A 22,134-nucleotide genomic window follows, 5' to 3' on the forward strand; every position below is an offset into this window, starting at 1 on the left:
ACTAAAAGTCCACGCTACGCCTCAATCGCGCCGCGCAGGAACTGGCAGAACGGCACCATCGCGGCAAATACATCCACGACATGGGCGCGGAAATCGGCGTGGCTTAGCACTTCGGCATCCGCCATCAGGTGTGTGGCGGTAAAGCTTTTATGTTTCAATAACTCGATTTCAGGATGGTCAACGGAATAGGCGGCGGGTGATTTTTTGAGCTTGTCGCCGCTTATGGTGCCGAAGTAGCGTTGGAAATCGGGCGCGGCCAGAATGGCTTTTAGCTTGTCGGCGTTGTAGTCGATTTCCTGACGGATGGCGGCCAACTGCGTTTTATCAGGCATGTAAAAACCGCCGCCGATGAGCGTATTGCCACTCGGGCCAATTTGGACGTAGTAGCCGGGCGTTTCGATGTCCTTGCCACTGGCGGTGAAGTAGGCCGAGAAGTGTGTTTTGTACGGGTCTTTGTTGTTGCTGAACCGCACGTCGCGGTAAATGCGGAAGATGCTTTTGCGGCCTTTGGGGCCCGCGATGCCCGGGTCGAGCTTGGCCAGCTCCTGATACCAGAATTCGGCATCTTCCTCAAATTGCTTGCGCAGCGCGTCGTAAGTGGCTTTGCGTTCCTGGAACCAGGGCCGGTCGTTGTTTTTAGTAAGGGCGGTGAGAAAGGTGAAGAGAGGTTTGAGCTGCATGGGAATTGGGGATGCGGTAGGCGGTTATCTAACTTGAACGTCATGCCGAGCGGAGCCGAGGCATGACGGCCTTTTCTTCTTTTTCAGTCATCCTCCCCTTCTGCTTCCTCATGCTCGGTCTTCGCCTCGCGCAGAAATGCGGCGCGGCGCGGAGCGGGCATGTGGCTGTTTTCACCGCGAATGGCTTGCCAGATGCTCTCGTTGAAAGCTAGGTCGGGCGCGGCGTCTTCGCGGGTCATATCGAACTTGAGGGAGCGGCGGGCGGGGGCGTTGAAGGCGGTATTGCGCACGTCCTGTGGGGTGGTAGCGGGGCGCAGGGTATAGGGTTTAAAATCGGGTTTCGCGGTGAAGCAGGCCCAGAGCGGCAGGGCAGCGGCATCGTACTGGCTCATGGGCGGCAGGCCGAGGATGAGCTCCAGCGTGCGCAGCATGCCGGAGGTAGTGTAGGCGGTGTGCACCACGGCGTGGCGGCGGATGTAGGGGCCCGCGAGGTAGGCCGTGGAACGGTGCGCGTCGATGTGGTCGGGGCCATTCTGGGCATCGTCTTCCACTATCATCACCACTGATTCCTTCCAGACGGGACTTTTGGAGAGGTGTTCGATGAGGCGGCCTAGGGCTAAGTCATTGTCGGCGGCGTAGCTCAGGGGGCTGAATTCGCCCTTGCGCGCCCCGAAGGTGTGGTCGTTGGGCAGGCGGATAATGCTGAGGTCGGGCAGTTGGTTGGCGGTCACGAGGCGGTCGAAATCCTGCTCCCAGATGCGCTCGCGGTCCACGTCGCGCACGTGCAGGTCGAAGCCGGCGTAGGGCTCGCAAAAGTGGCCTACGATGGCCGGCAGGCTAGCTTTGCCCTTGTACACAAACTCGCCGTAGCTGCGGAAACTGCGGCCGGCGCGGCGGCAGTAGTCCCACAGAAAGCCATCTTTGGGCTCGGCTACTTCGCCCCGGTTGCCCTCAAAATCGTACTCGCCGCCCCGGCCGCTGTAGTTGCTAGGCCAGCTTTTCTCCACGAAATCGGTGGCGTAGGCGGCGGTGCTCCAGTTGTGGCCGTCGGCGCTCACCTCGGCATCGACGTAGAAATTATCAAGCAGCACAAACTCCCGGGTTAGGGCGTGGTGGTTGGGCGTCACCTTTTCGGGGAAGAGGCAGAGGCTAGCGTCGCCGTTGCCGGCCGGGAGGTCGCCGAGCACCTGGTCGTAGGTGCGGTTTTCCTTGATGATGTAGAAAACGTGCTTGATGGGCGAGGCATCGCCCACGCGCTGGGGCACGGGGCTGCCGGCGGGTACATCGGGCGCAGCCTCACGGGTTTTAGTGAAGGGCGTATTGGCGTAGACCTGAGTGGAGAACGCAGCCAGGGCCTTTTCATCGGGCACGGGCAGGCGCAAGAGTGAGCCCAGCAGCAGCCCGCCGATGTAGCCTTTGCCTTTTTCGCCCACATCGCGCACCGGGTTAGGGCCGTCGGGGTTGGGTTTGGAAGTGCTGCCTTTGCCGTTGGTAACCAGGAGCTGCTGGCCGACTACGCGCACCGCCGTGGGGTACCAGCCTGTGGGGATGAAGCCCAGCGGCCGGCTGGCGCGGGGCTCGCGCACGTCGAACACGGCCAGGCAGTTGTTGTCGGCATTGGCGATGAACAATTGGCTGTCGTCGGCGCTCAGGGCCAGGCCATCGGGGGTGCTGCCAGCGGGCGAAGCGGGGAAAAGGGCCGTATTCAGCGTTTCGGTGACGAGGCCGGCGCGGGTATCGATGACGGAAACCGAGTTGCTGTTGGCGTTGGCCACGAACAGGCGGCGGCCGTCGCGGGTCAGGGCGAGGTCGTTGGGGTGGCTTTCGACGGGAATAGTAGCGAGCAGCGCCTGCTTTTCGGTATCGTACACCGCTACCGCGTGGCCGCCCCAAAGCGTGATGTAAAGCCGGGCACCGTCGGGGCTGAGCAAGGTGCCGTAGGCTTCGGCCGGCAGCTTGAGGGTGCGCAGGATGCGGCGCGTTTTCAGGTCGAAGGTGTAGAGCGAATTATCCTCCCGCGTCACGGCGTAGAGTACGCTGCGGCGGCCATCGACGGCGAGGCCGGCCACGCCGATTTTCTGCTTTGGCCATTTTTCGCCCAGCACGAAAGCGCTGTCGGGCTGGAGTTTCTGGCCCTCAATCCGGAAGCAGTGAATGCGGTTGTGCTGCCCGCCGGAGGCGTAGAGCGTGCGCCCATCGGGGGCGAAGGCGAGGCCGGCCCAGGCGGCCGGCACCACTTTGGTGTCGAGCACCTGGCCGGTGGTGGCATCGAGGAGCTGCACCGAGTTTTCGCCCCAGCCGGCATTGGTTACGGCGGCCAGGCGGCCGTCGGGGCTGGTCTGCAGGCTCAGGGGCAGGTCGCCGAGGGGCGTGGAGGTGCCGGCGGGGCTGAGTTTCCAGCCGTTGGAGAGTTGCGTCTGACTGGTGCCGGCGATGGGGCCGGGCAGCACGCCCGGCGCTTCGGGCGCGGACTTGGTGCTGGGGTTGCCGGAACAGCCAATTAGCGCCAGCAGCGGCAATAAGGAGGCGAGGCAGCGGTATGTAACGAGAATACGCATAAGCAGGCAGCCGGACGGAGAAACCACCGCTCCAGCCACCGCGAAGGTAGCGGACGGGCCGCGTCGCACCCATTACGCAGGCATTATCGATGCGGCGCCCGGGCTTTTACGGTCGGTATAAAATAGAAACTCCTGAATGCCGTTGTAGGCGCATTCCTCTTCATTCCGGTTGTTTTTATGCTGCGTCGACTCTCGTGCTGCGTGCTGTTGGTATTGCCTGTTTTTCAGCTGCTGGCCCAGTCCTGCACCACGCCCGCCGAGGGCCTGCCCGGCACGAATTCAGCCGATTTCTGGCGACAGCAGCGGCTATTCCCCCGCGTGCGGGCCGCTGAAGCAACTGCCGGCCCGGCGGTAGCCACTCTGCTGCGCACCCACTACCTCGACCCGCGCCGGCTGGAAATCATGTTTCGGCTTGTGAAAACCCGGGTGGAGCTGGAAGTGTGGGCGCGCAACCAAGGCGGCGGGCCGTTTGAGCTGCTCCACGCCTACCCGCTGGCCGCCACCTCGGGCTCGCTCGGCCCCAAGCGCCGGGCCGGCGACTACCAGGTGCCGGAAGGCTTCTACGAAATCGACCGCTTTAATCCCAAGAGCAACTTCCACCTCTCCCTCGGCCTCAACTACCCCAATGCTGCCGATTTGGCACTGGGCGAGCCCAACCCCGGCGGCGACATTTTCATCCACGGCGGCGAAGCCAGCATCGGCTGCCTGCCCATCACCAATGCCGGCATCGAAGAAGTGTACCTGCTGGCCGTCACGGCCCGGGCGGCCGGGCAAGCAGTGATTCCGGTGCAAATTTTCCCGTTTCCAATTACGGAAGTTGAGTTGGCGAAGCACGCCACGAGCCCGCACCAGGCCTTCTGGCGCGGATTGATGCCGGGCTACGCATATTTCGAAAAACACCACGAGCCGGCCGAGCTGATGCCGCTGGCCGTAGCCGGCAAGTAGCGGCGCGGCGGGCGTAAGTTTGACCGGCCGCGCAGTTCAGCGGCGTTTTTTGCATGAATTCTTCCGTTATTCACCAAGCCGGCCGGGCGGTGCGGCGCTGGTTTGCCCTGCCGCCGGGGCTGGTGCTGGTGCTGGCGCTGGTGGCCGCCGCCAACCTCACCAAGCTCGGCGCCGTGCACTTCGGCCCCGACCGGCCGGTGGATTTCCGCCCCGCCTACGTGGGCCAGTGGGCCCTACGCCACGGCCTCGACCCCTACCAGGACCACGACATTCGGGAAAGCTGGCGGCGCATTGTGGCCGACGAAAACTTAGCATCGCACAGTACCCCCGGCCTGCCCGACCAGGCGTTTATCTACCCGCCCTGGGCGGCGGCCTGGTTGGGGCTGCTGCTGGGCGCCCTGCCCTACGGCCTGGCCTGGCCGCTGTGGTACGGCGTGGTACTGCTGGCTTTGCTGGCCGCCTGCTACGCCACCCAGCGCGCCCTAGTACGCCTCCACGCCCCGCCGCTCACCACCGCCGACCTGTTCCTCACCGCCTTGGCCCTAAAAGCCACCGTGGTGGCCCTCATCAATGGGCAAAACACGTTTCTGGCCCTCGCGCTGGCCACCGGGGCCTGGTGGGCCGCCGGCGCGGGACGGCGCACGCTGGCCGGGGTGCTCCTGGGGCTGGCCTCGTTCAAAATCACCGTGGCGCTGCCATTTATTGGGTTATTCCTGTTGGAGAAGCGTTGGCGCAGCATCGTGGTGGGCGGAGCCGTGGGCGGGGCGCTGCTGGCCTTGTTCTGGTTTTGGGCTGCCGACCCGGCCGCCAGCCTGGCCAGCTACCGCCACCTGCTCGACTATGTGCAGGCCGACGTGGTGCGCCCCACGCAGCCCAATTACCCGCTGGGCCGGGGCATGATTCTGCAGTTTGAGCTGCGCAACCTGCTGGAGTTTCTGCGGCCCGGTGGTCACCGTTGGGCTGGCCTTGCGGGGGTGGGGCTGGTGGGGCTCGTGCTATTCCGACTCTGGGGTCTGTGGCGGGTCGGCCGGTCCTTCGATGGGCTCTACGTGCTGCTGCTGCTGCACTTGCTGGGCCTGCTTTTCACCTACCATGTGGTGTACGATGCCCTGCTGCTGCTGCCGTTGCTGGCCTACGGGCGGGCCTTTCCGGTGCGGGTGCAGGCGGGACTGCTGGCGCTGACGGTGCCGTTTTTCCTGCCCATTAACGGCCTGCTCGACCGGCTGGGGCAGCCGGCGGCATTGCAGCTGCTTTACTTCACACTGCCGCTGGCCACGCTGGGGCTGCTGCTGTACCTGCTGGTGCTTGGGCCACGCCCACCGGCGCCACTGCGCGCATAAGCCGGGCGGCGCTCAGCTGATTGGGCAAATGCACAAATCGATTGGCCTGATTTTTTCGTTAACCCCGCGAACTACTTTTCAACCCAATGCGCTCAAAACGCCTTTTTCTCGCCCTGTTGCCGCTGCTGCTCACTGTAGCTGCCCGCGCCCAGCGCCCTACTGACATCTGGTATTTCGGCCAGCAGGCCGGCCTCAGCTTCGCCGATGGCACGCCCAAACCCCTGAATGACGGCAAGATGAGCACCTACGAGGGCTGCGCCGTAGCCACCACCGCCAAGGGAGAATTGCTCTTCTACACCAACGGCGAAACCGTGTGGAACCGCAAGCACCAGCCCATGCCCAACGGCCGCAAGCTGATGGGCAGCGGCAGCAGCACCCAATCGGCCCTCATCGTGCCCGACCCGGGCTCGGGCAACGTGTTCTACATCTTCACGGTAGCGCCGCAAGGCACGCCCAATGGCCTGCGCTATTCCATCGTGGACATGACCCGCGACGACGGCTTCGGCGACCTGCCCCGGGTGAACCTGCTGCTCATTCAGCCGGTGGCCGAAAAGCTGGCCGCCGTGCGCCATGCCAACGGCCGTGACACCTGGGTGGTGGCCCACCGCTGGAACTCCAACGCCTTCGTGAGCTACCTCGTCACGGCCGATGGCGTATCGGCCAAGCCGCTGATGAGCAACGTGGGCAGCATGAACGCCGGCCCCGGCCGCAACGCCATTGGCGCGCTCAAGTTCTCGCCCGACGGCAAACACCTGGCGGCTGCGCTGTGGCGCGAAACCAACAAGTTTGAAATCTATGATTTCGACCGCAATACCGGCAAGGTGAGCAACCCGCGCAGCTTCGGACCCTTCGCCGAAGCCTACGGCGTAGAGTTTTCGCCCGACGGCACCAAGGTGTATGGCACCTGCAACGGCACCGGCGGCGGCGAAACCCAAATCTGGCAATTCGACCTCAAAACCAAGGAAAAAACGTTGGTGGGCAAGTCGGCCAACCGCAAAATCGGCGCCCTCCAGCTCGGGCCTGATGGCCGCATCTACGTGGCCCGCGAAGACAACCCCAACCTCGGCGTCATCGAGCAGCCCAACGCCCCGGGCAAGGACTGCAAATACGTGGACGAAGGCTTGAAACTGGGTGGCCGCCGCAGCAAGCTGGGCCTGCCGGCGTTTGTGGTGGTGCCGTAGTCAGGGGGTTGTCCTTGCGGGGCACAGGGCGTTTGTCATTGCGAGCGAAGCGCGGCAATCCGTCCTGTTCTCAGCGACCAACTTGAAGATGTGATATGCCTGTTTTGAAACGCAAAAAGCCCCGACACTGCGCAGTGTCGGGGCTTTTCACATTATTAGGTTAGTCGCTGAGAACACGACGGATTGCCGCGCTTCGCTCGCAATGACAAACGCCCTGTGTGCTGACAGGCGGCCCTACTCGCTGGCACCAATCTTGAAGCGCAGCACGCCGAACGCAACCGACGAATACGGCGAGGTTTCGCTGAGCAGGCCCACTACGTCGCGGGTGCTGATGCCTGCCTCCCACAGCGGCGATACGATGGTGAGGCCCAGCGGCAGGCTCTTGCCGTAGCCCGCGCCGCCGGTGAAGCCGCTGCTTAGCTTCAGCCAGTTCAGGGGCTTGTAGTCGACGCCTAGGCCCACGAAGGTGGTGGTGAGGTTGCCGGCCACCTTGTTGAGGGGCGCGGTGAGGTCGAGGCCGGCTTCGAAGAATTTGTTGATGCGGATGCCGCCGCCCAGGCGCAGCTTGGCGGGCAGGGCGGCCGTGCGCTCCTTGGCCGTGGTGTAGGTGAACAGGTTCTGCTTGTCGGTATCAAACTGCGAGCTGATTTCCTTGAACACGTTGTAGGTCGTCACGCCCGTGGAGGAAGTTTGCTGCAGCTTCTGGTCCGAAGCTTCGAGCACGTTGCCGGTCCAGGTCATCGAACCCATGTCCGTCACCGACGCGCCCAAGCGGAAGATTTTGCCGATTTCGGCCGATACACCGGCATCGAAGCCGTTGCCGTGGCCCACCGGGTGCAGGCCTGAGCCCGACTCATAGTTGAAGTTCGAAGCATTGGTGGCCAGCGCGCCGTAGTTCACATCGAACACCGGCGAGAGCGACGTGTAGGCGGTCAGGTTGCCGCCACTCACCCGGATATCGGCAATGCCAATGCCTTGGATGTAGCGGTAGCCCGCCCCCAACGACAGTTTGAAAGCCTCATTCTGATACACCTGGATGCCGTAGGCTACGTTGAATTCGTTGGTCACGGCCGCCTGGATGCTGGTGCCGTCCAGCACCGTAGAAATCAGGGGCGCGTTGGCAGCCGTGGGCGTGGGCGTGCCGCTGGTGTTGGGCGTGGGGTAATATTGCTTCACCACGGCGGCATTCTGGCCGTTGATGATGATGTCGGCGGCGTTGCGGTTGAGGGCCAGGTGGCCGCCGATGCGCTGCCGGCTGCTGAAAGCCAGGCCGCCCAGGCCGTTGGGCAGCGTCACCGCAAAACCGAAGAGGTTGGTGTCGAGGTTCAGGTTCAGCACGTTGTCGCCGGAGAGCTGGTCGACCAGCGTGGCCTTTTCGGCGGCCCCAATGCTCTGCTTGCCGTCGTAAAGAATGTGCTTGAAGGTGGTTTTGGTGAGCGACTGCGACCCGATGCCCGCGCCTACTTCGCCGATGGTGAAGGCCACCCGGAAATTGGTGTTGCGGCCCAGGTTGGCGGGGTTGATGCCGACGGCCTGGTAGTCGGTGGCGAAGGTGTTGATGACGCCGCCCCGGCCCGTGGCCGAGAAGTTGCTGAGCTCGTTTTGGGCGAAGGCGGTGGCGGGCAGGGCCAGCCCGGCGGCCAGCGATAAAAAGCGTAATGATGGATTCATGCAGAACAAATAAGGGGTGGTGAGGGATGCGGGTGCAAAGAACCAAGCGCCAGTTGGTGGGCACAACCGCAGTCGGCCAACGCGCCGGCCGCGTCGACTATTCGCGCCCCGTGGCGGTATTGATTACCGAAACGCCCGTTCTTTGCATCCGCAAGCTAACGCCAACCGCCCAAACATTGCCTCCCAAACGCCTTTCCGCCGCCGAGTACGCCGCTGGCATCCGGGCCGGCTCCCGCACGGTGCTGGGCCGCGCCATCACCCTCGTCGAAAGCACCCTGCCCAGCGACCACACCCTGGCCCAGGAGGTATTGCAGGCGGTGCTGCCGCACACGGGGCGCAGCCTGCGGGTGGGCATTACGGGGGTGCCGGGCGTGGGCAAAAGCACGTTTATTGAAGCCCTTGGCCGGTTTTTGGTCGAAGAAAAGGGCCTGAAACTGGCCGTGCTGGCCGTGGACCCCAGCAGCCAGCGCGGCGGCGGCAGCATTCTCGGCGACAAGACGCGGATGCCGTGGCTCTCGGCCCAGCCAGCGGCCTTCATCCGCCCCTCTCCCGCCGGCAGCAGCCTGGGCGGGGTGGCACGAGCCACGCGCGAAGCGCTGTTATTATGCGAAGCGGCGGGCCACGACGTGATTATTGTGGAGACGGTAGGCGTGGGCCAGTCCGAAACCACGGTGCACGGGTTGGTCGATTTCTTCCTGCTGCTGATGCTGGCCGGGGCCGGGGATGAATTGCAGGGCGTTAAGCGCGGCATCATGGAAATGGCCGATGCCCTGTGCATTACCAAGGCCGACCACGGCAACGAGCAGGCCGCCCGCCGCGCCAAAGTGGACTACCAGAGCGCGCTGCACCTGTTTCCGGCGCCGCCGTCGGGGCAGGCGGTGCCGGTGCTGCTCACCTCGGCGGTGGACGGGACGGGCATTGCGGCGGTGTGGGACGTGATTGAAAACTACGCCGCCGCCACCCGGGCCAATGGCTATTTCGGGCAGCGGCGGCAGCAGCAGCAGTTGCAGTGGCTGCACCAAAGCATCGCGCAGGCGCTGGAATCGCGCTTTTACGCCGATGCCCGGGTGCGGGAGCGGCTGCCAGCGGTGCAGGCCGCCGTGGCCGCCGGCCAGCTCACGCCCTTCGCGGCGGCCGAGGAATTGCTGGGGTTATAGTTGTAGCCTTTGCCGACCGGCTACAGCGCGGCCAGGCCGCTTTCGACGCGGTGCGTGGTGGTTTCGCGCACGGCGATGGTGGCGGCGCCGGGGGCTTTGTTCTCGACCTGGATGGTGTAGCGGTAACGGTCGGGGCCGACGCGGAGGGTGAGGGCGTAGCGGCCGCTGGGCAGCGTGTTGAACTTGAGCAGGGTGCCGTAGGCGGGCAGGCGGTGGGTTTCGTCGAGGATGTAAGTGGCGGTGCTGAGGTTTTCTACCCGCATCGAGATGGGCCGGCTGAAGGCGTTATAGATGCGGACGCGCAGGCTGGCGGCATCGGGCTGGGTGACTTGCACGGGCTGCGACGGCTGGGCCTGGGCGGCGAAGCTGACCCCGGTAGTCAGGGCGAAAATGGCGGGGCGGAGGTGGGCGGCGAGATTCATGGCAACAAGCAGTAAAAAGGTGGAAATGGAGGTGATGCGCCCCCGGCTGGTGTCCGGTTTTGAGCGGTGGCGGGCCGGGGGTAACCAGGTTATTTCCATTGTTGTGCCAATTTTATAAGTAATTATTTTTCAAGTTTTTATTTATAAAATTCGTTATTCATGAGAGTAAAAAGCTGTTCGATATTGGGCAGGTGTTCGCTGCCGGGCGCTTGCGGGAGGTTGGGTCGATGTGTGGGAGCTAACATAGTCCTCGTGCAAGCTGACCTGGCCCAAATGCCGGTTGACATGGGCAAAGTATGGGTTGACATGCCCCAACTGCGGGTTGACAAGGCCCACGCATAGGTTGACAGGGTTTAAGTGCAGGTTGACATACGCCACGCGGAGGTTGCCATGGTCCACATGCAAGTTGACACGGCCCGCGCGGAGGTTGACATGCCCCACGCACTGCCTGACACATTTTTTTGGCCGCAGAAAGGCCCTTTGGGAGTTGTAGAATCGGTTTTGGGCCGTTGGGCAAGCAAGGCGGCGCGAGGAACGGGGAGACTATTGGCGCGCCCCCCTACATTCGCTTTTATACTAATCCACATTTGTTTACCCCATATGGACAACAGAGATACCTCCCTTTTTGACAGTGCCCACCGCGTGGGCTTGGCCGTGGCCCGCTTCCCAAAAGAGCTGGCCGATTTTGCGCCCCTGCAAGCCGCCGAAACCGACCGCGCCGAACTGGTGGCGGCCATTGCGGCCCGGCAGGCGGCCCAGGACACGACCACTGCCCACGCCACCACGGCGAAGGACGCGGCCCGCGAAACGATGGCCACGGCCGCGGCTACCCTCTCGGCCCGGGCCGTGGGCTACGCGCTGAGCATTGGCGATTTGGCGCTGAAGCAGGCGTTTACGCTCTCGTATTCGGACGTGCGCTACGGCGACGCCGCCGAGGACGTAAACCACGTGCGCGACCTAGTGAAGGCCGTGGCCGTCCTGCCGGCCAAGGTGCGGACGGATTTCCGCCTGAGCGAGGCTGTAATTCAGGCCCCGGCCGATGCCGCTGATGCCTTTGAGGCGGCCGCCGATGCCCAGACGGAGGCCAAGGCCGCCCCGCGCCTGGCCACGCTGGCCCTGCCCGAACTGCTGCGCCGCCTGAGCGCAGCCCTGCGCCTGATGCAAACCCTGATTGCGGGCCAGCGCACCGACCCGGACCCGAAGTTTCAGTGGGCGGCGTTGGACTCGGCCTTCGTGGCGGCCAACAAGCGCCAGAAAGTGGTCAGCCAGTACCGGCAAGCGGCGGGGGGCCGGCCGCGCATCGTGCGCACGCTGCCCCTGACCGCGCCCGACGGGGCCGCCGTGCGCCTGGCCAACACGAACTACGGCCCGGCCTATACCCTCACCGTGGAAAACCGCGCCGCCACACCCCTGCTCCTATGGATGGCCCAGAAGGATGGAGCCAAAACGACGCCCCTCTCCTGCCCGGCCGGCGCGGTGACGGAGCTGACGCGGGAGAAACTGGGGCCGGACATGGCGCGGTACCTCACGGCGCAGTTTGAGGGTGAGGCTGGCGGGCAGGCCACGGTGGTGGTGCGACGGGTGGTATAGGTAGGCTGGGAAGATGGCGCGGGGCTGGGTGGCTCCGCGCTGTTTTTTTCACAACTTTTTTAGCTGCTCATGAAAAAGATTTACTGCTGGATTACCGTTTTTTCACTTGTCGGGTGGTTGCTGGGCTGCGGGCCAGTGGCGGCGCAGGTGCTGTGGTCGAAGCTGGTGAGCACGCCCGCCCGGCGGGAAACCGGCAAGTTTATGACGCCCGTGACTGGGGGCTTCGTGATGGTGGGCGAAACCCAAAAGGCCTCGTTCGACTTGCTGTACCTCAGCAAAGTGAACTATGTGGGCGACACGCTCTGGACTCGGCGCATCCGGTTTCCGACAAGCAACGGAGTGTATGCGCGGGGCGTGATAGAGGACCGAGCTGGCAACCTCGTCGTATCGGCCACGGTGTTCAACAGCACCGTTACACCCTCGCAAAGCTGGGGCGGCTTGGCCAAGCTCACCCCCACTGGCGACACGCTCTGGACCCGCCTGACCGGGAACGGCATCAATACGTTGGTGCTGGGCAACGACGGCAATTATGTCCTCGCCAGCGATGTAAAAACTACGCCGTTGGGGACCATTCCCACACTGTTTAAGTACAGCCCCGCCGGGGCGGTGGTCTGGAGCCACTTGCTGCCCTACGACAATACGCGGATGGGCTATCTCAGCACGCTGGTGGCCGTGCCCAATGGCTATTTGGTTGAGTCCATGCCGAATTATGGCGGCCTCCGCAGCAAGCTTATCAGCGTGAATGAGCTGGGCGTGTACCAACAGGAACGGCTCAGCGGCCCAGCCGGGGCCGGGCCTATCCGGCTGGATTCCGATGGTAACCTGATAGGGCTGGTGAATGGCGGCTTGGCCAAGTTCACCACCGTGGGAGACACCATCTGGACTCGGCCGTATCGGTTGGGCAATAGTCTGCGCCAGGGCTTAGCTCGGGTGGTGGAGCTGCCCAACGGCAACTACCTCAGCATGGGCTCGTGGTACAATGGCTATGATATGGACGTCACGGTGCAGCTGTTTTCACACCAAGGCGTGTTGCTGCGCGATACGCTGATGTTCCGGGGAGGAGCCAATGAAACGCCCGTAGGCGTGGGTTTCACGCCGGCCGGCAACTACCTGTTGGCCGCCAGCACCGACACCTACCTCATCAACAACCCCTCGCCCATCTACGCCCACCTTTGGTTTTGCCTGCGTAGCTGGGCGCGGCTACTCCCCACCCGCCCCAGTCAGCCCGCGCCCCAAAACCGCGTTTTCGCCTACCCCAACCCTACTGCGAATGACCTGACGCTGGTTACGGCCGATGAGCACGTGCTGGTGGGCCGCTGGGCGCTATTGGACCTACTGGGCCGGGAAATGCAGACGGGGACACTGGCTGGATTGGACCCGGCCCGGCTTTCGCTGGCCGGGCTACCTGCCGGCTGCTACCTGCTACGCGTGCACGACGAACGCCGCAACACGGAGCAAACGTTACGCATTGAGCGGCATTAACTGCCCCTACCCGCGCCGGGGGCGCAGGGCCAGGTAATCGAGGTAATACAGCACTTTTACCGACACCGAGTTATTGTGCGGGGTGTTGATGGTGTTGTTCAGGTTGTCGAAGTAGAGCGGGGTGGCGGCGTTGGCTTCGAAGAAGGACGCGCCGGCGTTTTTCCAGACGATGCTGACCTGGGAGCCGGGCGCGAACCACCAGGAATAGACGGCGTCGATGTTGAAGGCGTTGAAGGTGTTGTCGCGGTTGCGGTCGTAGGTGGGTTCGGGGGTTTCGACGCCGTCGGGGTGCAGGCGCGAAAAGTCGCGGTAGTGCACGTTGCTCACGTAGTGCCGCAGACGGATGTTGAACGACATGCGGTTGGTGAAGGTGTAGGTGGCCGTGGCGGTATTGGTAAAGGTGGTGACGTTGCGACGGCCCAGGAGCACGTCGCCCTGGTCGCCGCCGAAGCGGCGGAACACGGGCGCATCGGTGGAGTCAGAAGTGTCGAGGCCGCCGGCGTAGCCAATCTGGTTCAGCCGCCGCTCGTAGCTCAGCGAGTACACGAAGCTGAGCTGGTTGCTGGCCCGGTAGCGCGGCCCCAGGCTCAGGGCGTAGGTATTGCGGCCGGTGCGGTCGCCATCGGCGGTGAAGAAGCGGGCTCCGTAGTTGATATCCCAGGCAAATTTCTTGCGGTAATCGGAGGAGAAAAAGCCATTGACGCCGAAGTTGGCGGGCTTGCGCACGTAGTATTTGCCCAGCGGCGCGCGGCGCGGGTCGAAGTAGTCGCGGGTGAGGGGCGCGGCGTCGAGGTTGATGCCGGTGGTAAGGAAGTTTTTGGTGAAGGTGGTGTTGCCGCCCAGGTACACGCCCATGTCCTGGTAGAGCGTGGGGCGCTCCAGCATCGAGTAGGCCACGGTGGCGTAGGTAAAGAGCTTATTAACCTTCCAGAACGGCGTGTAGATGTTGTAGCTGGCGTTGGCCGACTGCGAGATGTTGTTGTTGGCGAAGAGCAGGCCGAGGTCGTTGGGGTTGTAGGAGTGCGACTCGATGCCGTGGTCGATGTTCCAGGTGAATTTGCCCGAGATTTTGCCGTAGTTCAGGTAGTATTTGTAGCCGTCGCGGTCCGAGACTTCGTCCTGCAAGCCGAAGGCTTTGCCCCGGCGGTTTGAGTACACCACGCGGCCGTTGATGGCGTAGGAGTTGGCCTTGTTGGCGAATTTGAAGAGGCCGCCGGTTACGTTGGCGTCGTAGGTGGCACCGGCGCGGGTCACGTTGGTGTTCACCAGGCTCACGTAGGAGTTGTTTTTGAGACTCTGGTCGAGCACCACGATGTTGTAGTTGCTCAGCGGCTGGGTGAGGATGTCGCGCCGCTGGCCGGTGGTGCTGTCCTGCACGGTGGCGTACACGTCGTTGCTCACGGCGTTGAAAATGCCCACGCCCAGGCCCTTGCTGGTGCGGCCCGACACCTTGGTGGCATTGAGCAGGCGCGTGATGCCGGGGTTCTGCACGATGAATTCGCCGGCGTGGCGCTTGCCATCCACGTCGGTGGTGCCGGTGCGCAGCTGGGCGCCCACGCTGCCGAAGCCCAGCGGCTGCGCCCCCACCCGCCGCGAATAGAACAGGCCGCCTTTGTTGAACAGCTCGGTGCCTTCGGTAAAAAAGCCCCGGTTTTCGTTGTACTGCACCTCGAAGGGTGAGAGGTTGAGCACCTGGTTGTCGCTCTGCACCTGCCCGAAATCGGGCACCAGCGTGGCATCCAGCGTAAAGCTTTCGTTGATGCCCCACTTCACGTCGGCCCCGCCGTTGAAGGTGGTGGTGGTGTTCTGCTTGCCTTGCTCGTTGTAGGGGTAGTGGTTGACGTAGGCGCTCACGTAGGGCGTGAGCGAGAGGCGCAGCGGCGGCTTGAGGTCGCGCAGGCCGGTGAGCTCGCCCCACTGGTTCACGAAGCCATCGACCTGGGGCTTCACCTCGTTCCAGAAAAACTTCTGGCGGGTGCTGCGCCGCTGCCGGCCAAAATTCAGCCCCCACACCTGTTCCGTGGCCTTACTGAAACGAATGGCGGAGTAGGGAATGCGGATTTCGGCTATCCAGTCGGTGCCGCGCAGGGCGGTGCGCGAGTCCCACACGGCGTTCCAGCTGCCGTCTTCGCCGTTGGTGGGCGACTGCCGGGCGTCGAGCTGCACCCCGCCCGAGGTCAGGATGAATTCGTAGCCATTCAGATGGTCGTTGTAGGTATCGAAAAACACCCCAAACCAGTCCGAATTGCCAATATTGTCCCGGGCGCTCAGCTCCCGAAAAATGGAATCCTGCGACACATCGTGCATGATGGCGCCCACGTAAATCGCGGCATCGTCGTAGAGCACGCGCACTTCGGTGGGGTGGGTTTCGATGGGGCCGGGCGTGGGCTCCAGCTCATAAAACTTGGTGGCGATGGGGGCCGACTGCCACACGGCCTCGTCCAGCAGGCCGTCGAGCTTGGGCGGGGTGCTGATGCGCGTGGCCTGCAACTGACGCTTGGGAGCCGGCCGGGCAGCATCGGTAGCGGCGGGTGCGGCCGCCGGCGCTTTCTGGGCACGGGCCACCCCAATCAGAAGACTCAACCAACAAAGCAGTAAAAAACAGCGCATAACATTAGTCCGAAACAGAATGGCTTTCGGAAGGGCCAAGAGATGCGGAATGAGGTGGAAAAGTTGCTTGCAGGCGGGCAATTTTTCAGATGACCTGAAAATAATTGGGCACAAAAAAGCCGGTTTATCCAGAGAAAAACCGGCTTTTTGCGTCTGCTTCGCCCCTATTCCTGAGTCGAAATCGACATATTAAATTTCTTATCTTCGGCGTGGCCGGTGAGCTGGCGGTATTTGGCCGCCAGCTCGTCCGACTGCTTTTTGCCGTTCACCGTCAGCCCCGAATTGTTGAGCTGGAACTGCAGGTTTTTCTCGTTGGCGCCGAGGATGCCGTCCTTGCGCAGCTCACTCCGCAACTCCTCCGTGTCGACGCGGGGCGGCGTAGGAGGCGCGGGCGGGGCCGGCAAATCCATCATCGGCGGGGCCGGCGGAGCGGCCAGCGGGGCCAGAGGCGCGCGTGGCGGCCGGGGCGGGCGCGGCGCCGGGCTCATGTTGAAGCTGGTATCGCTGCGGCCGTTGCGGCGGATTACTATCACGTCGTTGCCGCTGAGCGTGCGGCCGTTGGCTTCGGCGAACAGCTTCAGGTACTTGTCACGCACTTTGCCAGACTGGTCTTTGCCGTTCACCGTCATGCTGTTGGGCGTGAGGCGCAGTTGGAAATTATCCTTGTCCTTGATGAGGCCGTCCTTTTGCAGCTGGTCAATCAGGCCCTCATTGAGCTTGCGGTCCCGCTCGGCGCGGTCGCGGTCACGGTCGGCCCGGGCACGGTCGCGGTCAGCTTGAGCACGGTCACGGTCGGCCTGACGCCGGTCGCGCTCGGCCTGAATGCGGTCACGGTCGGCCATTGCCCGGTCCTGGTCGGTCTGGTTGCGGTCCTGCTCCAGGTCGCGCAGTTCCTGTTGCGATTCCCGGATGCGCTCCTTGATTTCCTGCTGGCGCTCCCGCATTTCCTGCCGGTTTTCCTGCATCAGCTGGTTGTGTTCCAGCATCAGCTTTTGATGCACCCGCATGTCGGCGTCCTGGTCGCCGTTCATTCGCAGCTGCCGGCCCGAGGAGGCCGTGCTCTCGGCCTGCTTCAGCTGAACGCGCACTTTCTCCAGCTCTTTGTTGATTTCCTTGCGCTGGGCAGCACTCAGGCCCTTGGTAGCGGCGGCGGTGCGCAGGCCGCGCTCGGCCCCGCGCAGGGCGTCGATGGTAGCGCGGCTGGTTTCGGGGTCCTGGCCGCCGTTGAGGGTTTTGAGCCGGTACACCCGGTTTATCGACCCGCCGGGGGCCATGCTGCGGAACGCGCCATCCATCGCCCCGTTCATGTCCGGAAAATTGAACTGGAAATTCCGGTTGAAGTTGGGATTGAACTCCTTCTCCGCCTCCACTTTCCGCCTCAGGTTGCGCTCCATGTGCCGCTCCATATCGCCGCCATCGGTGCGGAACGCAAAGCCCCGCATATCAGGAGCCGGAGCAATCTGGATAATTTCAACCTGCTGGTTTTTACCGCCCTTGTCTTTTTTGGGCTTGCCAATGGCGGCATCCACGTGCTGGCCGTTCACCACGAGGTCGGTGAGGCGGCCCTTTTTGTCCTTGGTCACCACCACCGTGCCGGGGTTGCCCGCGAAGGGCATCGGCCCCATTTCCTGGCCGTTGATGATGACGCGGCGCTGCTGGCGCTTCCGGCGCGGCGGGCGGCCGGGGTCGTCTTGCGAAGCCTCATCGGCCGGTCCGGCCTCGTCCTTGATAACCGTGATTTCGCGACGCACTTCGGTGGACGGGGTTGCGGTCGTCGTATTGGTTGTAGTCGTCGTGGTGGTGGCGTGCTTGTTGGTATCGGCCACGCCGCCGGCTTTGGCGGGCGGCGTGGGTCCGGTTTGCCAGTCGAATGCGGCCGGCTTGGCGGTATGGTTGTTATCGGCCAGCGGGCCGGCCAGGGCTACGCTGCCGCCCAGCAGGCCCAGCCCGCCCAGCACCAGCGCGCCGGCCATCAGGCCTTCGGCTACGGTGGGCGCGGCAGGGCGGCGCTGCACCAGGCGGCGCACCCGCAGTAGCAGGGCCCCGGGCCGGTTCATGGCAGCCAGGGCGAGGCGCGGGGCGGTGGGCACCACGGCGCTCTGGCTCCACTCGGCCAGGGCGGTGAGGGCGCGGGCCAGCCGGAGCGGGTCGCCGCCTACCAAGGCCGTAGCGGTGTCGTCGCAGCAGTTTTCGCGCTCGGTGCGCACGCAGCTGGCCATAAACCACACGGCCGGGTGGTAAAAAAACAGCACTTCGGCCACGGTTTGCAGCAGGTTCACGAGGTAGTCGCGGCGCAGCACGTGGGCCAGCTCGTGGGCCAGAATGGCCTCCAAACAAGCCGGCGACAGGCCCGCCACCGTGCCCAGCGGCAGCAGAATCACGGGCCGCAAGTGGCCCACCACCAGCGGCACCTGCACCAGCGCCGATTCGAGCAGCGCCACCGGCCGCTGCACGCCGCTGCGGGCGGCCAGCGCGGCCAGCCGCTCCTGCCACACGGCCGGCAGCGGGCGCACCCGGTAGCTCCGCAGCCGCTGCACATACAGCAGGCCGCCCAGCATGCGCAGGCTCATGGCCAGCAGGCCCAGCAGCCACGCTACCACCAGCAGCGGCAGGTTATTATCGAAATACCGAAGGCCGGTAGCCAGCCAATCTGGCGTGGCGTCCGAAGCCGTCAGGCTTTCAGCAGTAGCCGAAACCTGGTGCAAATGCACAGCCTTGCTGGCGGCTGTCACTGCTTTCTCTGCTCTTTTCGTAGCTACCGAAACACCCGCCGCAGGAGATTTAGCTTGCTTCATTGGCACCATCTGTTGCGTTTTAACGGTGCCGGGGCTCAGCAGAACGCCTTGCGCCGGGCCCGACTTGAAATACAGCCCGAATGTGATGCCGGCCAGCGCCACCACCACGCCCAGCGCCCCGGCCGAGGCCGCGTAGCGCACTTCGGCCCGCTGACGGCGCAGCAGCAGCAGCGCCCCGGCCAGCACAGCCGCCACCAGTGCGCCCTGCCACAGCGAGTGCAGCAAGGTCCAGCCCAGAGCCCGCGTGAGGGCGGGCGAAACGAATTGCTCAAGCGTGGTCATCGTCGTCGGAATTAGGGGTGGAATTCTGGATTTCAATGTCATTCAGCAGGCGGCGGATTTGCGCCAGCTCGTCGGCCGAGGTCTGGCGACTGCCCAAGGCCTGCATCACCAGCTTCAGGGCCGAGCCGCCGAAAGTGGCGTCCACGAACTTGTCGAGGAGCAGGCCTTGCGTTTCCTGCTCGCGCACCGCGGCGCGGTACACGTGGCTGCGGTCGGCGTCGTCGCGCCGCACCAGCGCCTTTTCCAGCATCAGCTGCAAAATCTTGAGCGTGGTGGTGTAGCCCACCTCCGCCTGGCGGCGCTGGCTCAGGTGGTCGTTGATGGCCCGCACGGTGGCGGGGCCGTGCTGCCAGAGCACGTGCAGGATTTCCAGCTCGGAATCCGTAGGTTTGGGGGGCGGTGCTTTGCTCATGTCGAAAGATACGAGGTTACTACGAATTATTTCGTAGGATAAGGCAAAGATTATACGAATGCCTTCGTAGTTGCAAGAAGCACCTACGAAAAATTTCGTATTAATGCCAAAACCTGAATTAATCCACTGTTAAACAGCAGGTTAATTTTCAATTAACCTGCTGTTTAACCTGCGTCGTTCAATTGAGAGACGCAAAGTGTTGCGGCTATACATCGGGGCTACTTCCCCTGCCCCCGCCGCTTCACCAGCGTCACGCGGGCGCGCTGGCAGATGCCGCCCAGCGGCGGGTTGAACTTGCTGACGCTGATTTTCACCTTGCGCACGCCGGGCAGTTCGGCCGTGATGCGGTCGAGCACGCGGTGGGCCACGTGTTCCAGCAGGCGGGCGGGGGCGCGCATTTCCTCGGCCACGAGGCGGTAGAGCACTTCGTAGTTCACCGTTTGCTGCAGCTTATCGGACTCGCCGGCGGCCAGCAAATCGGTTTTGATGTAGAGGTCGACGCCGTATTTGTTGCCGATTTTCTGCTCTTCATCATAGTAGCCGTGGAAGGCGAAAAACTCCAGCCCTTCGAGTGCGATTTGGCCCATGTGGTGAGGTGTGAGGTGGTGAAATGGGAGAACGGGATGCGGCAGCGCTTGTACCAGCGCCACCGCAAAGGTCGGCGCATAAAAAAAGAAAGCCCATCCGAGGACAGGCTTTCTTCAATTCACCACTTTGAATTCCAACTAATCCGTCGAATCCGATAAATCCGCGGTCTAGATTTCATCGAAAAACGACTTCTCCGCTACCGCAGCTTCTGCTGGGGCCGATGTAGCAGCTGCCGCCATGCCCGGCTGGCCAGGATGAATGGCCGGTTCGGGCTGCGCGATTTCGGGATGGTGGGGCGTCACGGGCTGAATATCGGGCGATGGCGGCTGAATGTAAGGCGGGTTGGGCTCGGGCACCTTCGAGGGCGCGGGCGGGTCGATATGCGGGGCGGGCGAGATGCCGGGGTTTTCGGCCGGGGCGCCGGGGCGCTCAATTTCGGGGTGCGGGTTCTGGGCGGGCGCGCCGGGGTCGGGCTGCTGGCCGGGCTTGGGGTTGTAGCCGGTGGTTTGGGCGGCGCGCTCCAGGGTTTCTTCGGCCCGGCCCAACGACGTGGGCGCGAAGGCAGCAGGCGTGGCGGCAGCAACGGCCGCGGCCGATGAAACGGCGGAAGAGGAAGTGACTTGCATGGCGGCAGGGGTTTCGGGCGTGGGTTCGGCGGCTTCCTTGGGCCGCTCTACCTGTACGCGGGCCGCCCGCGAAAGGATGGCCGCCGTGCCGCCCTTGGGCCGGTTGCGGGCTTTTTCTACCTTGTCCAGCGCATCCGACGCCAAGTGATGCAGGTCGCGCACGAGGCCGTCGAGCTGCTGCTCGAGGCGCTGGCACTCCTGGCCCAGGCCGCCGACTTCGCGCTGCATATCGGCCACGGTTTTTTCGGCTTGCTGGTAGGCCCCGTCCACCACTTCGCGGGCGCGCTGGCGGGCTTCGCTGAGGATGCTTTCGGCCTGAAACTGGGCTTCGCGGATGCGCAGGTCGGCATCGCGCTGGGCCTGCTCGGTGATGTTATTGCCGGTGTCCTCGGCCGTTTTCAGGGTGCGGTAGAGGCTGCTTTCCACTTCGCGCATTTTCTGCACGTCGTGTTGGGCATGTTCGAGCTTGAGGCGCAGCTCGCGGTTTTCGTCGCCCAGCCGCTCCCACTGCTGCGAAATGGTGGTCAGGAAGGCCTGCACCTCGTCTTTGTCAACCCCCCGAAAGGATTTTTCAAACGTTTTCTGGCGGATATCGAGAGCGGTGAGTTTCATTTTTTCAATTGTCAGTTATTCATTGCGGCAGTCCAAATCAGAGGCAGGAATCAGGCATTTTTATCCCCGAAAACTGACAAAGAACCGCCCGCAGCTACGCCCCCAATTCCCAAACGGCCAAGCTGCGGTCGTCGCTACACGAAACTAGCCGGTTTTGGTTGCCCGGCCAAACCAGCCGGTTCACCGAAGTGCCGTGGCCGGCCGAGCGGGCACGGTCGAGCACGCGCAGCAGCGTGAGCGTGGCCGCGTCCCAGAGCTTGATGCTTTTATCGAGGCTGCACGAGGCCAGGTAGCGGCCATCGGGGCTGAAGGCCAGGTGGTTGATGGTGTACATGTGGGCCGGCACGGTATCGGCCAGGGCGTAGCCGGCAGCCACGTCCCAGCGCCGAATCTGGGCATCGCGGCCGGCCGTGAGCAGGTGCGCGCCATCGGGCGAGAAGGCCACGGAGAAAACCGAATTGGTGCTCTCGCCCAGTGTAAACTTGGTTTCCAGCGAATCCACGTCCAGCACGCGGGTCAGGTAGTCGGAGCTACCGATGACCAGCTCGCCGCGCTGTTCGTGCAGCGCCAGCGTGCGCAGGCTTTTATCGGTGATGCGCAGCAGCTTTTCCAGCCGAAAATCAGGCAGGCGCAATACTGCCAGCGTGCCATCGGCCAAACCCGCATACAGCCGCTGCCGGCTGGCCGAAAACACAATTTCGAAGATGGCCACCGGCGGGAGGGCCGTGGCGTGGGCCAACTGCTTTTGGCTTAAATCGATGGCCTGAATGCCTTGAAAATTGTGCCCCAGCACCAGCAAATCCAGCTCCGGCAAGTGGCGTAGGGCATACACCGAATTCTGCACACGGGCCAGCAGCTCGCCGTCGCGGTCGGGCTCGGCGGCGTCCCAGCCCACTACCATGCCGTCGGCACTGCCGGAAAAAATGCGGTTGGCGTGGCCGCCCGTGAGGGCGTACACAGCATCGCGGTGGCCGGCGAGCGTAGCAATTCGGGTGACGGGCGGGCGGAAGATTTCGGACATATCAGGTGCCGCAAAGGTAGCTTTGTTTGTAAGCGTCTGTCATCCTGAGCTTGCGAAGGACCTTCCTTGCAGCCGAAAAGCTTGCCATAATTTCCAGCAGCGCAGGCGTGACAAGGTCCTTCGCAAGCTCAGGATGACAAGAGGCCCTCCCCAATCCAGCCT

Annotated in this window: 16 protein-coding genes; 6 read left to right on the top strand and 10 right to left on the bottom strand. The window is 63.5% G+C overall.

Going from position 1 to position 22,134, the window contains the following annotated elements; translation table 11 throughout:
* Positions 1-14: 14 nt before the first annotated feature.
* Positions 15-680, bottom strand: a complete 666-nt coding sequence (locus ACYU7Q_RS08415; protein WP_460609004.1) for a DUF2461 domain-containing protein — start codon at positions 678-680, stop codon at positions 15-17.
* Between the two features lie 83 nt (positions 681-763).
* The gene (locus tag ACYU7Q_RS08420) at positions 764-3,238 is read right to left on the bottom strand and encodes an alkaline phosphatase family protein (protein WP_460609005.1); all 2,475 of its coding nucleotides are present in this window, start codon (positions 3,236-3,238) and stop codon (positions 764-766) included.
* Positions 3,239-3,415: 177 nt separating this feature from the next.
* Here ACYU7Q_RS08420 and ACYU7Q_RS08425 point away from each other — a divergent pair, with 177 nt between their 5' ends.
* The 3 genes from ACYU7Q_RS08425 to ACYU7Q_RS08435 all read left to right on the top strand — a co-directional run bounded on the left by ACYU7Q_RS08425 (position 3,416) and on the right by ACYU7Q_RS08435 (position 6,704).
* Positions 3,416-4,183: a L,D-transpeptidase family protein gene (locus ACYU7Q_RS08425; RefSeq protein ID WP_460609006.1), complete on the top strand. Its 768-nt coding sequence runs from the start codon at positions 3,416-3,418 to the stop codon at positions 4,181-4,183.
* Positions 4,184-4,236: 53 nt separating this feature from the next.
* Complete coding sequence (locus tag ACYU7Q_RS08430; RefSeq protein WP_460609007.1) at positions 4,237-5,523, top strand: glycosyltransferase family 87 protein; 1,287 nt, start codon at positions 4,237-4,239, stop codon at positions 5,521-5,523.
* A gap of 86 nt (positions 5,524-5,609) precedes the next feature.
* Positions 5,610-6,704, top strand: coding sequence for a TolB family protein (locus ACYU7Q_RS08435; protein ID WP_460609008.1), 1,095 nt, complete (start codon positions 5,610-5,612; stop codon positions 6,702-6,704).
* A 234-nt stretch (positions 6,705-6,938) separates the two neighbouring features.
* On the opposite strand, the gene ACYU7Q_RS08440 is transcribed toward ACYU7Q_RS08435, so the two are convergent.
* On the bottom strand, positions 6,939-8,375 hold the full coding sequence (locus ACYU7Q_RS08440; RefSeq protein ID WP_460609009.1) for a DUF5723 family protein: 1,437 nt from the start codon (positions 8,373-8,375) through the stop codon (positions 6,939-6,941).
* 176 nt (positions 8,376-8,551) lie between these two features.
* Here ACYU7Q_RS08440 and meaB point away from each other — a divergent pair, with 176 nt between their 5' ends.
* A complete protein-coding gene (gene meaB, locus ACYU7Q_RS08445; protein ID WP_460609010.1) occupies positions 8,552-9,532 on the top strand; it encodes a methylmalonyl Co-A mutase-associated GTPase MeaB in 981 nt (326 codons plus the stop codon).
* Between the two features lie 20 nt (positions 9,533-9,552).
* On the opposite strand, the gene ACYU7Q_RS08450 is transcribed toward meaB, so the two are convergent.
* Positions 9,553-9,954, bottom strand: a complete 402-nt coding sequence (locus tag ACYU7Q_RS08450; RefSeq protein WP_460609011.1) for a hypothetical protein — start codon at positions 9,952-9,954, stop codon at positions 9,553-9,555.
* Positions 9,955-10,554: 600 nt separating this feature from the next.
* On the opposite strand from ACYU7Q_RS08450, the gene ACYU7Q_RS08455 reads away from it, so the two are divergent.
* Both ACYU7Q_RS08455 and ACYU7Q_RS08460 read left to right on the top strand, forming a co-directional pair.
* On the top strand, positions 10,555-11,544 hold the full coding sequence (locus ACYU7Q_RS08455; protein ID WP_460609012.1) for a hypothetical protein: 990 nt from the start codon (positions 10,555-10,557) through the stop codon (positions 11,542-11,544).
* Positions 11,545-11,613: 69 nt separating this feature from the next.
* The gene (locus ACYU7Q_RS08460; protein WP_460609013.1) at positions 11,614-13,026 is read left to right on the top strand and encodes a T9SS type A sorting domain-containing protein; all 1,413 of its coding nucleotides are present in this window, start codon (positions 11,614-11,616) and stop codon (positions 13,024-13,026) included.
* Positions 13,027-13,032: 6 nt separating this feature from the next.
* Here ACYU7Q_RS08460 and ACYU7Q_RS08465 read toward each other — a convergent pair whose 3' ends face one another.
* From ACYU7Q_RS08465 to ACYU7Q_RS08490, 6 genes are all read right to left on the bottom strand, one after another.
* Complete coding sequence (locus ACYU7Q_RS08465; protein WP_460609014.1) at positions 13,033-15,609, bottom strand: DUF5916 domain-containing protein; 2,577 nt, start codon at positions 15,607-15,609, stop codon at positions 13,033-13,035.
* Between the two features lie 191 nt (positions 15,610-15,800).
* Positions 15,801-18,713 carry a M56 family metallopeptidase gene (locus tag ACYU7Q_RS08470; RefSeq protein WP_460609015.1) on the bottom strand — a complete coding sequence of 971 codons (2,913 nt, stop codon included), beginning with the start codon at positions 18,711-18,713 and terminating at the stop codon, positions 15,801-15,803.
* Complete coding sequence (locus ACYU7Q_RS08475) at positions 18,700-19,125, bottom strand: BlaI/MecI/CopY family transcriptional regulator (RefSeq protein ID WP_241937221.1); 426 nt, start codon at positions 19,123-19,125, stop codon at positions 18,700-18,702. Before ACYU7Q_RS08475 ends, ACYU7Q_RS08470 begins: the two co-directional genes overlap by 14 nt.
* Positions 19,126-19,343: 218 nt before the next feature.
* The gene (gene folB / locus ACYU7Q_RS08480) at positions 19,344-19,712 is read right to left on the bottom strand and encodes a dihydroneopterin aldolase (protein WP_460609016.1); all 369 of its coding nucleotides are present in this window, start codon (positions 19,710-19,712) and stop codon (positions 19,344-19,346) included.
* A 168-nt stretch (positions 19,713-19,880) separates the two neighbouring features.
* The gene (locus tag ACYU7Q_RS08485; protein ID WP_460609017.1) at positions 19,881-20,951 is read right to left on the bottom strand and encodes a DivIVA domain-containing protein; all 1,071 of its coding nucleotides are present in this window, start codon (positions 20,949-20,951) and stop codon (positions 19,881-19,883) included.
* A gap of 94 nt (positions 20,952-21,045) precedes the next feature.
* Positions 21,046-21,972: a WD40 repeat domain-containing protein gene (locus ACYU7Q_RS08490; RefSeq protein ID WP_460609018.1), complete on the bottom strand. Its 927-nt coding sequence runs from the start codon at positions 21,970-21,972 to the stop codon at positions 21,046-21,048.
* Positions 21,973-22,134 lie beyond the last annotated feature (162 nt).

The sequence above is a fragment of the Hymenobacter terrigena genome (assembly GCF_054776515.1).

What these genes read in the sequence shown, in the direction of transcription:
- ACYU7Q_RS08415 (WP_460609004.1), bottom strand. Translation starts at nt 680, where the DNA reads ATGCAGCTCAAACCTCTCTTCACCTTTCTCACCGCCCTTACTAAAAAC.
- ACYU7Q_RS08420 (WP_460609005.1), bottom strand. Translation starts at nt 3,238, where the DNA reads ATGCGTATTCTCGTTACATACCGCTGCCTCGCCTCCTTATTGCCGCTG.
- ACYU7Q_RS08425 (WP_460609006.1), top strand. Translation starts at nt 3,416, where the DNA reads ATGCTGCGTCGACTCTCGTGCTGCGTGCTGTTGGTATTGCCTGTTTTT.
- ACYU7Q_RS08430 (WP_460609007.1), top strand. Translation starts at nt 4,237, where the DNA reads ATGAATTCTTCCGTTATTCACCAAGCCGGCCGGGCGGTGCGGCGCTGG.
- ACYU7Q_RS08435 (WP_460609008.1), top strand. Translation starts at nt 5,610, where the DNA reads ATGCGCTCAAAACGCCTTTTTCTCGCCCTGTTGCCGCTGCTGCTCACT.
- ACYU7Q_RS08440 (WP_460609009.1), bottom strand. Translation starts at nt 8,375, where the DNA reads ATGAATCCATCATTACGCTTTTTATCGCTGGCCGCCGGGCTGGCCCTG.
- ACYU7Q_RS08450 (WP_460609011.1), bottom strand. Translation starts at nt 9,954, where the DNA reads ATGAATCTCGCCGCCCACCTCCGCCCCGCCATTTTCGCCCTGACTACC.
- ACYU7Q_RS08455 (WP_460609012.1), top strand. Translation starts at nt 10,555, where the DNA reads ATGGACAACAGAGATACCTCCCTTTTTGACAGTGCCCACCGCGTGGGC.
- ACYU7Q_RS08460 (WP_460609013.1), top strand. Translation starts at nt 11,614, where the DNA reads ATGAAAAAGATTTACTGCTGGATTACCGTTTTTTCACTTGTCGGGTGG.
- ACYU7Q_RS08470 (WP_460609015.1), bottom strand. Translation starts at nt 18,713, where the DNA reads ATGACCACGCTTGAGCAATTCGTTTCGCCCGCCCTCACGCGGGCTCTG.
- ACYU7Q_RS08475 (WP_241937221.1), bottom strand. Translation starts at nt 19,125, where the DNA reads ATGAGCAAAGCACCGCCCCCCAAACCTACGGATTCCGAGCTGGAAATC.
- folB (WP_460609016.1), bottom strand. Translation starts at nt 19,712, where the DNA reads ATGGGCCAAATCGCACTCGAAGGGCTGGAGTTTTTCGCCTTCCACGGC.
- ACYU7Q_RS08485 (WP_460609017.1), bottom strand. Translation starts at nt 20,951, where the DNA reads ATGAAACTCACCGCTCTCGATATCCGCCAGAAAACGTTTGAAAAATCC.
- ACYU7Q_RS08490 (WP_460609018.1), bottom strand. Translation starts at nt 21,972, where the DNA reads ATGTCCGAAATCTTCCGCCCGCCCGTCACCCGAATTGCTACGCTCGCC.